The organism is Mycobacterium florentinum (assembly GCF_010730355.1).
GTDB lineage: Bacteria > Actinomycetota > Actinomycetes > Mycobacteriales > Mycobacteriaceae > Mycobacterium > Mycobacterium florentinum.
Window position 1 is genome coordinate 564,756 of the sequence record NZ_AP022576.1, and the last position, 13,078, is coordinate 577,833.

The 13,078-nt window shown below is 66.5% G+C and carries 15 protein-coding genes and 1 pseudogene; 7 read left to right on the plus strand and 9 right to left on the minus strand.

Going from position 1 to position 13,078, the window contains the following annotated elements; translation table 11 throughout:
• The 4 genes and pseudogenes from G6N55_RS02800 to bfr all read right to left on the minus strand — a co-directional run bounded on the left by G6N55_RS02800 (position 1) and on the right by bfr (position 3,225).
• Positions 1 to 1,353: a type I glutamate--ammonia ligase gene (locus G6N55_RS02800; protein WP_085220122.1), complete on the minus strand. Its 1,353-nt coding sequence runs from the start codon at positions 1,351 to 1,353 to the stop codon at positions 1 to 3.
• A 30-nt stretch (positions 1,354 to 1,383) separates the two neighbouring features.
• Positions 1,384 to 1,878, minus strand: a complete 495-nt coding sequence (locus tag G6N55_RS02805) for a carboxymuconolactone decarboxylase family protein (protein WP_085220121.1) — start codon at positions 1,876 to 1,878, stop codon at positions 1,384 to 1,386.
• Positions 1,879 to 1,920: 42 nt separating this feature from the next.
• Positions 1,921 to 2,577: pseudogene (locus G6N55_RS02810) on the minus strand (MFS transporter); the annotation flags it as partial.
• Positions 2,578 to 2,736: 159 nt separating this feature from the next.
• The gene (gene bfr / locus G6N55_RS02815; protein WP_085220549.1) at positions 2,737 to 3,225 is read right to left on the minus strand and encodes a bacterioferritin; all 489 of its coding nucleotides are present in this window, start codon (positions 3,223 to 3,225) and stop codon (positions 2,737 to 2,739) included.
• A gap of 230 nt (positions 3,226 to 3,455) precedes the next feature.
• Here bfr and G6N55_RS02820 point away from each other — a divergent pair, with 230 nt between their 5' ends.
• The gene (locus tag G6N55_RS02820; RefSeq protein ID WP_085220120.1) at positions 3,456 to 3,653 is read left to right on the plus strand and encodes a (2Fe-2S)-binding protein; all 198 of its coding nucleotides are present in this window, start codon (positions 3,456 to 3,458) and stop codon (positions 3,651 to 3,653) included.
• A gap of 15 nt (positions 3,654 to 3,668) precedes the next feature.
• Here the strand turns inward: G6N55_RS02820 and G6N55_RS02825 are convergent, their stop codons facing one another.
• Genes G6N55_RS02825 through G6N55_RS02835 form a run of 3 tightly spaced genes read right to left on the minus strand, consistent with a single transcriptional unit; the run spans position 3,669 to position 5,619 of the window.
• The gene (locus G6N55_RS02825; protein WP_085220119.1) at positions 3,669 to 4,427 is read right to left on the minus strand and encodes an enoyl-CoA hydratase/isomerase family protein; all 759 of its coding nucleotides are present in this window, start codon (positions 4,425 to 4,427) and stop codon (positions 3,669 to 3,671) included.
• 37 nt (positions 4,428 to 4,464) lie between these two features.
• Positions 4,465 to 4,908 carry a TIGR03618 family F420-dependent PPOX class oxidoreductase gene (locus tag G6N55_RS02830; protein ID WP_085220118.1) on the minus strand — a complete coding sequence of 148 codons (444 nt, stop codon included), beginning with the start codon at positions 4,906 to 4,908 and terminating at the stop codon, positions 4,465 to 4,467.
• Positions 4,909 to 4,917: 9 nt separating this feature from the next.
• A complete protein-coding gene (locus G6N55_RS02835; RefSeq protein WP_085220117.1) occupies positions 4,918 to 5,619 on the minus strand; it encodes a hypothetical protein in 702 nt (233 codons plus the stop codon).
• Between the two features lie 148 nt (positions 5,620 to 5,767).
• Between G6N55_RS02835 and G6N55_RS30085 the strand changes: the two genes are divergently transcribed.
• A complete protein-coding gene (locus G6N55_RS30085; RefSeq protein WP_163667150.1) occupies positions 5,768 to 6,946 on the plus strand; it encodes a PPE family protein in 1,179 nt (392 codons plus the stop codon).
• A 4-nt stretch (positions 6,947 to 6,950) separates the two neighbouring features.
• Here the strand turns inward: G6N55_RS30085 and G6N55_RS02845 are convergent, their stop codons facing one another.
• The gene (locus G6N55_RS02845) at positions 6,951 to 7,886 is read right to left on the minus strand and encodes a hydrogen peroxide-inducible genes activator (protein WP_085224385.1); all 936 of its coding nucleotides are present in this window, start codon (positions 7,884 to 7,886) and stop codon (positions 6,951 to 6,953) included.
• A 102-nt stretch (positions 7,887 to 7,988) separates the two neighbouring features.
• Between G6N55_RS02845 and G6N55_RS02850 the strand changes: the two genes are divergently transcribed.
• Genes G6N55_RS02850 through G6N55_RS02860 form a run of 3 tightly spaced genes read left to right on the plus strand, consistent with a single transcriptional unit; the run spans position 7,989 to position 10,433 of the window.
• Entirely contained in the window at positions 7,989 to 8,576 is a 588-nt protein-coding gene (locus G6N55_RS02850; RefSeq protein ID WP_085224383.1) for a peroxiredoxin, read from the plus strand.
• Complete coding sequence (locus G6N55_RS02855) at positions 8,576 to 9,112, plus strand: alkyl hydroperoxide reductase (RefSeq protein WP_085224381.1); 537 nt, start codon at positions 8,576 to 8,578, stop codon at positions 9,110 to 9,112. The genes G6N55_RS02850 and G6N55_RS02855 overlap by 1 nt, the downstream gene beginning before the upstream one ends.
• 4 nt (positions 9,113 to 9,116) lie before the next feature.
• Positions 9,117 to 10,433 carry an alpha-amylase family glycosyl hydrolase gene (locus tag G6N55_RS02860; protein ID WP_139826974.1) on the plus strand — a complete coding sequence of 439 codons (1,317 nt, stop codon included), beginning with the start codon at positions 9,117 to 9,119 and terminating at the stop codon, positions 10,431 to 10,433.
• On the opposite strand, the gene G6N55_RS02865 is transcribed toward G6N55_RS02860, so the two are convergent.
• Entirely contained in the window at positions 10,430 to 10,864 is a 435-nt protein-coding gene (locus G6N55_RS02865) for a DUF1810 domain-containing protein (protein WP_085224377.1), read from the minus strand. The genes G6N55_RS02860 and G6N55_RS02865 overlap by 4 nt on opposite strands.
• Before the next feature lie 18 nt (positions 10,865 to 10,882).
• Here G6N55_RS02865 and G6N55_RS02870 point away from each other — a divergent pair, with 18 nt between their 5' ends.
• Positions 10,883 to 12,121 (plus strand): alpha-hydroxy acid oxidase, encoded by a 1,239-nt coding sequence (locus tag G6N55_RS02870; RefSeq protein WP_085224375.1) that lies wholly within the window; start codon positions 10,883 to 10,885, stop codon positions 12,119 to 12,121.
• A gap of 126 nt (positions 12,122 to 12,247) precedes the next feature.
• Positions 12,248 to 13,072 carry an alpha/beta fold hydrolase gene (locus G6N55_RS02875; RefSeq protein ID WP_085224373.1) on the plus strand — a complete coding sequence of 275 codons (825 nt, stop codon included), beginning with the start codon at positions 12,248 to 12,250 and terminating at the stop codon, positions 13,070 to 13,072.
• Positions 13,073 to 13,078 lie beyond the last annotated feature (6 nt).

Below are 13,078 nucleotides of genomic sequence, written 5' to 3' on the forward strand. Positions count from 1 at the left end.
CTAGAGGCTCCACGCCATCCGGAACTTGTCGGCCAGTTGCTCGGGGCCGAGGTCGCCGTAGCGCTCGTGCTCCAGACGCCGGACTGCGACGACCATGTCCAGCGCGGGATCGCCCAGAATACTTCGCAGTAACGCCGAATCATTCAGTGCGGCAATCGTATCCATCTGAGACCGGGCAAGACTCTCGATGCCGGCGCGCTCCCGCTCGGAATCGGAGAGCTTTGCCGGGTCCACTGTCGTTTCCGGCGGTAGCGCCGCGTTGCGCCGGATACCGTCGAGTGCCAGCCCGAGGATCGCCGCCGATGCGAGGTACGGGTTCGCCGACGGATCGACGATCTTCACCTCTACATTTCCCCCGTATGCGCTGCCGGCTCCGCCCTTGACGAAACGCACTGCGGCCTCACGATTCTCGATCCCCCAGCAAGCGTAGGCCCCGGCCCAGTTTCCCGGCTGCATGCGCAAACCGGACACGATCGACCCGCACAGCACGCCCTGGGCCTCGGGTAAGCCGCGAACCACCCCCGCGAGCGCACTCTGTCCCGCCGGTGCCATGCCGCCGGGACCCGGTCCGCCGGAAAACAGCGGACCATCGGGGCTTGTCAGCGAGAAGTGTTGGTGTGCACCGGATCCGACACTACCGGCGAAGGGCACCGGCGACAGGCTGATCCGCAGGCCGTGGCGACGCGCGGCGCGGCCGATGATGATTCGGGTCAGCACCAACTGGTCGGCCGCGGGAACCGGCGCCAGCGGCGACAACGAGATTTCGAACTGGTTGGCCCCGTACTCGGGATGGAACTGCTCGATCCCCACGCCCGACGCCGCGGCCGCGGCGATGACATCGCGGACGAACGCCTCGTGTTCGAGCACACCGGCGAGGCCGTACTGCGCCCACATGGTCGACGGCAGCCGGCCGCCGTCGGGGTCGACCAGAACGAACTCGATCTCATGGCCGACGGTGGCCTCGAGGCCGTCGTCGCGCAGGGCGGTCTCGACCCGGCTCAGCGTTCCACGGCCACAGGTGGCGACCGGTGTGCCGTCCTGCTCGAAGAATGCCGCGGGCGCCCATGCCAATCCGTCGTCGATGATGCGCAGGGCCGACGGGTCGATGCGCACCCGCTGATCGCCGATCACCCCGGCCGACTCGGTAAAGGCGATGCCGGTCTGGTCGGCGGCGAAGGCATGCCACGACGGGCTGGCACCCAGGCCCGGATCGGCGAAGGTACTGACGTGCCGGATCGGCACGGTCTTGGCCAGGGTGAGGCCGGCGGGGTTCACGACGGTGCCGATGACGGTGTCAACGCCCTCGGCCTCCAGCTGGGCGACCGCCGCCGCGGCACGGTGCATGGCCGTCATCGCAGCCTTACCGGCGGGCGCGGTCGGCGACTACGCCCGGCTGGGCAGGGTCAGCATGCAGGTCTGGCCGATGTCGAGGGTCCGCAGCATCCGTCCCATGCCGACCCAGAGCGCACAGGACATGGCGAGGTCGGCGAGCAGCTCCTCGGAGAAGTGCTCGTTGGCCCGGGTCCAGAAGTCTTCGTCGTCGCGCAACTTGGTGTGCTCGGTGCCGAACCGGTGCGCGAACTCGGCCGCCAGCCTTTCCTGCTCGCTGAAACCGGGCCAGGTGCGCCACTCAAGCGCGTGCTCGTAGAGCTCTTCGTCGACGCCCGCGGCCGGCCCGTCGGCGTCGCGGGTGTTCATGCACACGGTGCATTCGTTGTCGTGGGCGATCACGGCGCGGGCGATTTCGCGGGTGCGCATCGGCAGCCGGTTCTTGGTGTACACGGCCTGGCTGAAGTTGGCGATCGCGCCACCGAGGTCCGGAGACTTCGTGGCCCAGCTGTAGATGTCGTCGTCAGCGAACGTTCCGATTCGGCTCATGGCGTGATGGTACGCCCGAGCGCCCGATTTTTGGAACACGTTCTAGTATCGGCCACCGGTACCGGCCTCAAGCCGGCCGGTGCTGGGCGCGTCGTCGTGCCAATCGCGTTGTGCCAGAACGCGGTGGGCGATGTGCTGCAGCGCGGTTTCGACTTCGCGGCGGTCCGGCCGGCCCTGATAGCCGGGCGAACGGGACAGCTTGTCGACGATCCAGCCCAGCAGCAACGAATAGACGTAATCGACCTGCTGGGCGCCGGCCGGGGTCAGCCACATCTGATCGCCGTCGCGCTGCGCGTAGCCGCCCGCGACCAGGCGCCCGAAGGTGGGTTCGAGCATCGCGATGCTGCGCAACCGAACACCGGGGTCACCGCGCAGCATTCGCGCAATCGCGTTCTCCAGCAGCCGTTCCGGGGTATCGGTGGTCGGCATCCCGAATCCGTCACCGAGATCGACTGCGCTGTTGTGGATGTCACGCAACGGGATCTCCCGCAGGAACAACGCGAGGACAAATCCGAGCAGGGCGACCGGCGCCGCCCAGAAGAACACCTCGGTCAGCGACTCGGAATAGGCCGCCACAATGGGGGCGGCCACCTCATGCGGCTGGCGATGCAGGGCTCCCGGTGAACTGACCGCCTCGGGTGGTGCGCCGCTTTCCGCCAGCGCCGCGAGCAGCATCCCCAGCACGATCGCGACGAAGATCAGGTTCCGCCGTTGCGGGGTGATCAGCGCGCCGCTGGCTGCCGGATCCCCGATGACGGGATTGGCTTGGGTCGCCGCGCTAGATGCCGCTCTCGGGCTCGTCATGCCTGCCTTCCCGTCGGCGTTCGATGCTAACGGGTGCCCGGGGGAATCCTCGGGTTACGCGATCGAGCCCGGCGGGCGGGAAACGCATTGCGCCAAGTACAGCGGCTCGCCCAGCTTCTCCATCAGTTGCAGCTGCGTCTCCAGATAGTCGACGTGGTTTTCCTCGTCGGCGATGATCTTCTCCAGCAGGAAGGCGCTGGTGCTGTCTTCTTTCGCGCGGCACATGATGACGCCGGGCTTCAGCCGCGCCAACACCTCGTACTCGATGGCTAGATCGGCCTCGAATTGCTCGCGCAGCGTCTGGCCGATGCGCAATGAGAAGAGGCGCTGATAGTTCGGCAGGCCGTCCAGCAGCAAGATGCGATCGGTGATCGCCTCGGCGTGGCGCATCTCGTCGAAGGACTCCGAACGGGTGTGCTCGGCTACCTCGGTGAAGCCCCAGTTCTCTTGCATCTTCGAGTGCAGGAAGTACTGGTTGATCGCGGTGAGTTCACTGGTCAATTGCTCGTTGAGTAGACGCAGAACGTCGGCATCCCCTTGCATGATCACTCCTCCGGTGTCAGGGCTGTATGTCAGAGCGCGGCATGGGCGCTGGGCTGGAGCGCACCATGCCAGCCGTAGCAGCACTTTGCCACGCAAATTGGAATAGTTCCAGCAAGGTATGGCTGCGCTCACTAGCTCAAATAGCAACACGGCGAGTGGTTAGGTCCGTCTAACCTAATTAGGCTAGACTTACTTAACATGAGGCTTGTCCGCGTCGGTGAGGTGCGCTGATGTACGTATGCCTGTGCGTCGGTGCCACCAACCACACCGTGGCCGAATGCGTCGCGCGTGGGGCCTCCACTTCCAAGGAGGTGGCCGCGGCGTGCGGCGCGGGCGGTGACTGCGGACGGTGCCGACGCACGTTGCGGGCGATCATCGAGGCATCGAAGAAACACGAACCCGAGCTGGAATCCGCGGCGTCGCTCTAGCCCTGTCGCGTTTCGTTAATTCCTTTTTCGCTCAGTGAAATCCGCGAGGGCCGCGGCGTTGGCCTGGGCGCCCATCAGCTCGGCGAAGTGCGCGTTCTCCCGCGCGGTCGCAGCCACGATCCCGGGCCGAATCGGTTCTGTCATCGTGTGTTTGACCGCCATGAGGCTCGAAACCGGCCGGGAGGCAAGGATTTCGGCATACCGACGGGTTTCGTCCAGCAGCTCGTCCGGCTCGCAGACCCGCCAGACCAGGCCCATCCGCAAGGCCTCCTGCGCGTCCACCCACTCCGAGGACATCAACAACCATGCGGCGTTCTGGCGGCCCACCAACTGCGGCAGCAGGTAGGACGAGGCCGCCTCGGGGGCCACGCCGAGGCTGGTGAACGGGCACTTCAGCCGGGCGGTCGACGACATGAACGCCAGGTCGGCGTAGCCGAGGATGGTGGCGCCGATTCCCACTCCGATACCGTTCACGGCGCAAATCAGCGGCTTGGGAAACGCGCTCAGCGCGTCGATCATGCCGGGGAATCCGTGTTTGCCAGGAGTGAAGCCGGGGTCGGTGATGCGGGCCTGCATCTCGGCGAGATCGGTGCCGGCAGAAAAGCCGCGGCCGGTCCCGGTCAGGACGACGACCGCAACCTCCGGATCGTCGGTGGCGGCCAACAGTGCCTCGGCGGTGGCGTCGTACAGCGCTTCGTTGAACGCGTTCAGCGCCTCGGGCCGGTTCAGCGTCAGGGTGCGGACCCGGTTGGTGTCATCGATCAGCAGCGTCACCGCTGCAGCCTAACCTCGCGACGTCGCCGCCCTGAGCTCACCCGTTGCTATAGACGCGGGTTGGTGCGATCAGCACCACGGCGCGACGTTCCAGGGCCATCACCCGGTCGTACTCGTCCCAGTCGTCGTGGGTTCCGCCGGCGGCGGTGAAGACCTCGCGGAGCAGGAGCCGCAACTGGTCGTCGTCGGCGAGCCACGGCTGCGAGTCGTCGGGGCCGACCAGCTCCGCGCGTCCTTCGGCGGTCGCCCACTGCCAGCCGTTGCGGTACGTGACGGCCAGCTGTGGCCGCTCCCGGAGATTGGCGAGCTTTACTTTGCCGTAGGTGGTGAAGCCGAGCACCGATTCACCCGTCTGCGGGTGCCGTAACAGACCGACATTGACCAGCGACGATTGCACGGTGCTGTCGGCACGGACCGTCGAGATCACCGCCAGACCGCTTTCCGCCGCCGCCAGCGCCACTGCGTCTTCGAGTGTTGTCATTTGCGGTCCTCACGTTCGAAAGGCTGCCTTGAATACATAGCGGCTGGTCGGTACCGTGTCGATGTTCTCGTTGGCGCCGAATGCGGTTGTGCTGGCGACCATCCGGCCCAGCCGATCCTGCAGGTCGTCATCGTCGGCGGCCCCGAAAAACGCCTTCAAATCCGTTACCGCTTCGATTGGGAACAACTCCTCCACGATGGCAGCGATTCCCGGCGCGTCGGGAGTCAGTGTTCGCACCACCCAGTTCTGGGTGTAGCCGAACGTCGCTTGGGTCTCGATGGCGACCGAGGTCTGGTTGAGTTGCCACCGGTTCAGCCAGGTCGCCTCGTCCAGCTCCGCGGGCCGGCGCAGCAGCGCAATGTTCGCGAAACCTTCTGTGCGCGAACCGGGCTCGCCGCCCGGTGTGGCCAGCGGAACGGACTCGGTCACCAGGTAGGCGGCGACCTGTTCGCACTCGGCCTCCAGCAGCTTGAGCGCCGCCGTCATCTGTTCGCCGTAGCACTGCTGCGTCCACATGCTCACCACCGCACCCGCCGGTGGGTCCATGGTCGTCAGGGTCATCAGCGAGTGCCGCACCGCCGCGTCGCGCACATTGATAGCCAACCCGGGCAGGCCCAGGTCTAACAGCGCGTCCGCGATCGGGCCCCGCTGGCGAGCACACCAATCGTCGTCGAAGTCGGCCGTCCGCAGCACCGCGATCACCTTTTCCATAGGCAGAACCTACAGTCGGCGGCGCCGCGCAATGCAGTAGTCGTTGCCTGATGCGGGCGAAAAATGCAGTAGTCGGTCCCGGAACGAACTGCCGTGGCTTCGTTCGACGATGGTCGGCGAACGCGCCGGCCGACGAGAGCACGATTTCATGGATTTCGGGTTGTTACCCCCAGAAGTCAATTCGGGGTTGATGTATGCCGGTCCCGGGTCGGGGCCGCTGCTGGCCGCCGCGGCGGCCTGGAATGCGGTGGCCGCCGAGCTGGAATCCAGTGCCGCGGGCTACTCCACGTCGGTGTCTGAGCTGACCGGTTTGGCCTGGTTGGGTCCGTCGGCGCTGGCCATGTCGGGTGCGGCCGCCCCTTACGTGGCCTGGTTGCAGGCCGCCGCGGCCCAGGCCGGCATCACCGCCACCCAGGCGTACGCGGCGGCCGCCGCCTATGAGGCCGCGTTCGCCATGACGGTGCCCCCGCCGGTGATCGCGGCCAACCGCGCGCTGTTGATGGCGTTGATCGCCACCAACTTCTTCGGGCAGAACACCGCCGCGATCGCCGCCACCGAAGCCGAATACATGGCGATGTGGGTGCAAGACGCCGCCGCCATGTACAGCTACGCCGCCGACGCCTCCGCGGCGAGCACCTTGCAGGCGTTTGACGAACCGCCACAGACCACCAACCCGTCCGGGCAAGACGACCAGGCCCGCTCACTGGCCCAAACCACCGCCAACACCACCAGCGCCCGCACCCAATCCCTGGTTCAAAGCCTCGCCACGCAGCAGGCCAACCTCGTCGACCCGCCCCTGCCCAATGGCAGCACCGCCAACATCGCACCCGGCGGCGCCACCCTCGAGCCGGGCGTGACCTTCACCGTCACCCCGGGCAACCCCGTCACCGCCAGCAATGGCGCCGCATTCACAGTCGACAGCTTGGCCACCTGGTTGTACCAAGGACAGGTCGTCAGCAGCTTCGGAACTCCGTTGCTCAGGGAGTCCTACGGCTTCACGTTCCTGAGTGGCACCTTTACCGTGTACCCGCCCTGGGTAGGAGGCGCTGAGATCACCATCCCCAGCGGCTCTGTCACCGCCGGCGGCGCCGGTGTCGAAGTCACCATCGACGCCGGCACGGGCCTCGTCACCGCCGTCAACAGCGGCACGGTCATCACCGCCCCCACCTACTCCTTCACTCCCGTCGTGGCCAGCTCGTCGAGCGCGTTCGTTGCGGCACCGGCGGCCATGGCAACCAGCGCTCCGGGCCTGGCGGGAACGGCCGCGATCCAACCCCAACTCAACGTCGACGCACTCATGGACGCGCTGGCCGCCGCTGCCGAATAAGACGTTATTTGACCAGGCGCACCTGCTGCTCACTACTGACCGACTCGCCGATGATGGCGGCGAGCCGCCGATAGGATTCGTCGCGGCCACTCGACGAGCGAAACACCAGCCCGATGCGACGGCCCGGGCGTGGAGTCGCAAATTGCGCGAGCCCGAGCTGACTGCGCGCGGCTTCGACGGGCGCGGCGCTCTGGGGGATCAGCGTTACCCCCAGCCCGCCGGTCACGCATTGCACCGCCGTCGCCAGCGAAGCGGCCCGGGTGTCGGCGAGTTCGGCTCGGACACCGGCCTTTTGGCAGACGTCCAGGGCCTGATCGCGCAGGCAGTGGCCCTCGTCGAGCAGCAGTAGCGGCAGGTCAGCCAACGTCGACGCGGGCACCCGGCGCTTGCCCGACAGCGGGTGTCCGGGCGGTACCGCGAGCAGGAAGTCCTCCTCGTAGATCGGAACCTGCGTGATCCCAGCGACGTCGGCGGGCAGGGCGATCAGGGCGGCATCCAGCGATCCGCCACGCAGGGCCGTCAGTAGACGTTCGGTCTGGTCTTCGATCACCCGCAGCGTCAGTTCGGGGAGGCGACTGGACAATCCGGCCAGCACGGTGGGCAGGACGTAGGGCGCGACCGTCGGGATCATGCCCAGCCGCAGGGTGCCCTGCAATGGATCCGAGGTGCCCCCCGCGGCGGCGGTGAACGCCTCCGCCGCCTCGACCACGGCCTGGGCGAGCGGCAGCAGTTGCGCGCCTTCCGGTGTCAAGCGGACACGCCGCGTCGAGCGCTCGACGAGGTGGGTGCCCAGGCCCGTTTCGAGGGCGGCGAGCGACTGCGAGAGCGTCGACTGGCTGACGCCGAGATCCGTTGCAGCACCGCCGAAATGGTGCTTTCCCGCGACCGCGGTGAACGCCCGCAGCCCGGCCAGGGTCGGCTGAAAACTCTTATCGGTCATGGCTATAAGTATAGTGCGATATATCACCTTTACTTCAGACACCGCTCCCGGCAATATGGTGGCAGACACCCAAACTTGACTAGATCCAGATAAGGAGCGGACATGACACTGCTAACGATCGGCGACCAGTTTCCCGCCTACGAGCTCACCGGGCTGATCGGCGGCGACCTGTCGAAGGTCGACGCTCAGCAACCCGAGGACTACTTCAAGACCATCTCCAGCGACGATTACGAGGGCAAGTGGCGAATCGTCTTCTTCTGGCCCAAGGACTTCACCTTCGTGTGCCCGACCGAGATCGCCGCGTTCGGCAAGCTGAACGACGAGTTCGAGGATCGTGACGCGCAGGTGCTCGGCGTCTCGGTGGACAGCGAATTCGTGCATTTCCAGTGGCGCGCCCAGCACGAGGACCTCAAGAAGTTGCCGTTCCCGATGCTCTCGGACATCAAGCGCGAACTCGCGCTGGCCACCGGCGTGCTCAACGCCGACGGCGTCGCCGACCGGGTGACCTTCATCGTCGACCCCAACAACGAGATCCAATTCGTCTCGGCGACCGCAGGATCCGTGGGGCGTAACGTGGACGAGGTGCTGCGGGTCCTGGACGCTCTGCAATCCGATGAGCTGTGTGCCTGCAACTGGCGCAAGGGCGACCCGACGCTCAACGCCGGCGAGCTGCTGAAGGCGTCCGCGTAATGAGCATCGAGAATCTGAAAGAAGCGCTGCCGGAGTACGCCAAGGACCTCAAGCTCAACCTGGGCTCGATCGCCCGCAGCACCGTGTTGAACGATGAGCAGCTGTGGGGCACGCTGCTCGCGAGTGCGGCGGCAACGCGAAACACCCAGGTGCTGGCCGAGATTGGCGCCGAGGCGGCGGACAACCTGTCCGCCGAGGCGTACCAGGCGGCGCTGGGCGCGGCGTCCATCATGGGCATGAACAACGTTTTCTACCGCGGCCGCGGCTTTCTGGAGGGCGCGTACGACGACCTGCGGGCCGGACTGCGGATGAACATCATCGGCAACCCGGGTGTGGACAAGGCGAATTTCGAGCTGTGGTCCTTCGCGGTGTCCTCGATCAATGGCTGTTCGCATTGCGTTGTCGCGCACGAGCACACCCTGCGTGAGGCCGGTGTTGACCGGGAAGCGATCCTGGAAGCCCTGAAGGCGGCCGCGATCGTTTCGGGTGTGGCACAGGCGATCACCACCGCGCAGACACTGGCGAGCGTCGGCTGATCGCTTGGTGTCTTCGGCCTGGGTAGCGCACGCGATCTGGTGGCAGGTCTATCCCTTGGGGTTCGTGGGAGCCTTTCGGACCCCCGAGGGATCGACGCAGGCGGGTCCGGGCGAACATCGGCTGCGGCGGCTCGTCGACTGGTTCGATCACGCCATCGAGCTGGGGGCATCCGGAATCGCGCTGGGGCCGATCTTTGCCTCGCGCACACACGGTTACGACACCACCGACCATTACCGGATCGACCCCCGGCTCGGTGACGACGACGATTTCGACTATCTGATTGCCCAAGCGCGCGTCCGCGGCCTGCGGGTGCTGCTCGACGGCGTCTTCAACCATGTCGGGACGGACTTCTCGCGCTACCGGGACGCGACGCACGACGACGCGGCGGCGCGCTGGTTTCATGGGCGCCCGGGGCGATTTCACACCTTCGAGGGGCACTCCGAGCTCATTACCCTCAATCACGGCAACCCGGACGTCGGCGACTACGTCGTCGACGTGATGGCGCACTGGTTGCAACGGGGCGCGGACGGCTGGCGTCTGGACGCGGCTTATGCCGTGCCGCCACAATTCTGGGCACAGACATTGCCGAGGGTACGCACGCTGCACCCCGGCGCCTGGTTCGTCGGCGAACTCATCCACGGCGATTATGCGGCGATCGTCGAGCAGGCCACCTTCGACTCGGCTACCCAGTACGAGCTGTGGAAGGCGATCTGGAGCAGCCTCAACGACGGCAACTTCTTCGAGCTCGACTGGGCCCTGCAGCGGCACAACACGTTTCTGGCCAGCTTCGCGCCGCTGACGTTCATCGGCAATCACGACGTCACGCGCATCGCGAGCCGGCTGGACAACACCGATCAGGTGCCACACGCGCTGGTGCTGTTGTTGACGGTCGGCGGGGTGCCCAGCGTGTACGCCGGCGACGAGTTCGGATTCCGGGCCGTCAAAGAGGAGCGCTACGGCGGCGATGACGCGATTCGCCCGGAGTTCGGCTCTCCCCCATTGCCATTGGACGACTTCGGTGCCGAGATGTGGCGACTGCACCGGTTCCTGGTGGGACTGCGCCGTCGCCACCCCTGGCTGCATGCGGCCACCACCACGGCCCTGCGGCTGGCCAACCAGCACTACGTCTACGAGACGCGCAGCGGCGATGACGCACTGCTGGTTGCGCTGAACATCGGCGACGAGCCGCTGCCGCTGGAGCTCTCGGAGTTGGGCCCGGCTCGCGCCGAAGTGGTCGCCGGATCGGCGGCCCCGCCCAGCGATGTAGTCGGCGAGGTGACCGTCGAACCACGCGGCTGGCGAATCCTGCGGCCCGCTTAGTCGCGTAGCTGGGCCAGCGTCAGGGCGTCCTGTTCGCCGCGGTAGTAATTTTCGAGCAGCGTGGTGAAATCCTGAGGATCGTCGGTCGCCAGGGCGAACAACGTCATCGACGAACGCAGCTTGAGATCGTCGGGTGAGCCGAAGATCTCCGTGATCGAGCGGCCTCGCACCTGATTGACCAGCTGGGTGCACTCACGCAATCGCGGTCCCAGCAGCTCATGTCCTAGATACGCGCGAGCCTCCTGCAGCGACGAGATGCCGTAGTGGACCGCCGTCGGGCTGCTGCCCAGGCCACGCAGCTGCGGGAACACGAACCACATCCAGTGCCCGCGTTTTCGTCCGTCGCGCAGCTCCGCGACGACGGAGGGGTAGACCGGGGTTTGGGCGACAACGAATCGTGTCAGATCGAAGGGATCGTCTGCCGAATCCATATGACTACGGTGACACACATGGTGGTCAAACGACGCATGCCCAAAGCCCGCGACCTGGCCCCGCTGATGCAGTTCAAGCGGCCGCAGTTCGACGCGACCCGGCGCCGGCTCGACGCGGCCTTCACGATCGACGATCTGCGGCGCATCGCCAAACGCCGGACCCCCAAGGCGGCATTCGACTACACCGACGGCGCGGCCGAGGATGAGCTGTCGCTCGCGCGCGCCCGTCAAGCCTTCCGCGACATCGAGTTTCACCCGACGATCCTGCGCGACGTCAGCAATGTCACCGCCGGCTGGAACGTGCTGGGCCACCCCGTGGTGTTGCCATTCGGCATCGCACCGACCGGGTTCACCCGGTTGATGCACACCGAAGGCGAGATCGCCGGAGCCGCCGCGGCGGCCAGAGCCGGCATTCCGTTCTCGCTTTCCACGCTTGGCACCTGTGCGATCGAAGACCTGGTCGCGGCGGTCCCGCAGGGCCGCAAATGGTTTCAGCTGTACATGTGGAAGGACCGGGAGCGGTCGATGGCGCTGGTCAAGCGTGCCGCCGACGCGGGATTCGACACCCTGCTCGCCACCGTCGACGTGCCGGTCTCCGGGGCGAGGTTCCGCGACAACCGCAATGGCATGACGATCCCGCCGTCCTTGACGTTGCGCACCGTGCTCGACGCGGTACCGCACCCGAAGTGGTGGTTCGACCTGCTGACCACCGAACCGCTGGCATTCGCATCGCTGGATCGCTGGCCGGGCACCGTCAGCGAGTACCTGAGCACGATGTTCGACCCCAGCCTGACCTTCGACGACCTGGCCTGGATCAAGGAGCAATGGCCCGGCAAGCTCGTGGTCAAAGGCATCCAGACGCTGCAGGACGCCCGTGCCGTGGTGGAGCGCGGTGTCGACGGCCTCGTGTTATCCAATCATGGTGGACGACAACTGGATCGGGCCCCGGTGCCCTTCCATCTGCTGCCGACGGTGGCGCGCGAGCTCGGCAAGGACACTGAGATCCTGGTGGACACCGGCATCATGTCGGGCGCCGACATCGTGGCGGCGATCGCGCTGGGGGCGCGGTGCACGCTGGTCGGGCGGGCCTATCTCTACGGGCTGATGGCCGGCGGTGAGGCGGGGGTCAACCGTGCGATCGACATCCTGGAGAGCGGGGTGCTGCGCACGATGCGGCTGCTGGGCGTGACCTGTCTCGAGGAGCTTTCGCCCGCGCATGTCACGCAGCTGCGGCGGTTGCTCCCTGGGCAGATGTAGTTCAAATCACCGCTCGTCAGGCCGGTCTTTAGGACGCGCAGCCGCTTGGCTGAGTCTTGTAGGCAATACTCAGGGTCTAGAGTGTGAAGCTAGCCGCACGCCGGGTCGTCGGGCATAAGGAGTGACATGAGCGTTTCGATCCGCCCCCAATTCACCACGATCGACGGACTCTCGGTGCGTTTCGCCGAGGGCGGACACGGCGATCGCGACGCGATTCTGCTGAGTCCGTGGCCGGAGAGCGTGTACGCGTTCGAACCCAGCTGGGAGCGCCTGGGGGCACACGCGCACCTCGTGGCCGTAGACCCGCCCGGGTTCGGAAAGTCGGACTATCGCGAATCGCTGATGAATCCAAAGGCGATGGGTGATTTCATTATTCGCATCGCCGACACTTTCGGGCTGGACCACCCGCACGTCGTGGGGCCCGATATCGGCACCTCGTCGGTGTTGTTCGCCGCGGCCGCACAACCGGGCCGGTTTCGCAGCGTCGTCGTCGGCAGTGGCGGTGCCGCGGTGCCGATCCAGGTGACCGGCGTGCTGAAGGACTGGGTCGAGGCGACCGATCTGGAGCCCTACCGCCAATTCGGTGGGCGCAAGATCGTCGAGATCGCGCTCAGCACGATTGCGGGATACGCGCCGTCGGCCGAGATCCGCGAGGACTACCTGTCGGCGTACGAGGGCGATCGCTTCGCCGAGACCATCCCGTATGCGCAGAGCTACCGCGAATACCTCCCCCGGCTCGCCGAGCTGTTGCCGCGGATCCAGACGCCGGTGCGCATCGTCGCCGGGGCAGACGACCAGGTGGTGCCGCCGGTCAACGCGGAGTTCCTCGACCAGCGCCTGCCGCACAGTCGCGTCGACCTGATCCCGGGTACGGGTCACTTCTGCTGGGAGGAAAAGCCCGCCGAATACGCCGCACTGGTCACCGGCTGGTGGGCCGGAAACGGGGGCTGACCGCGT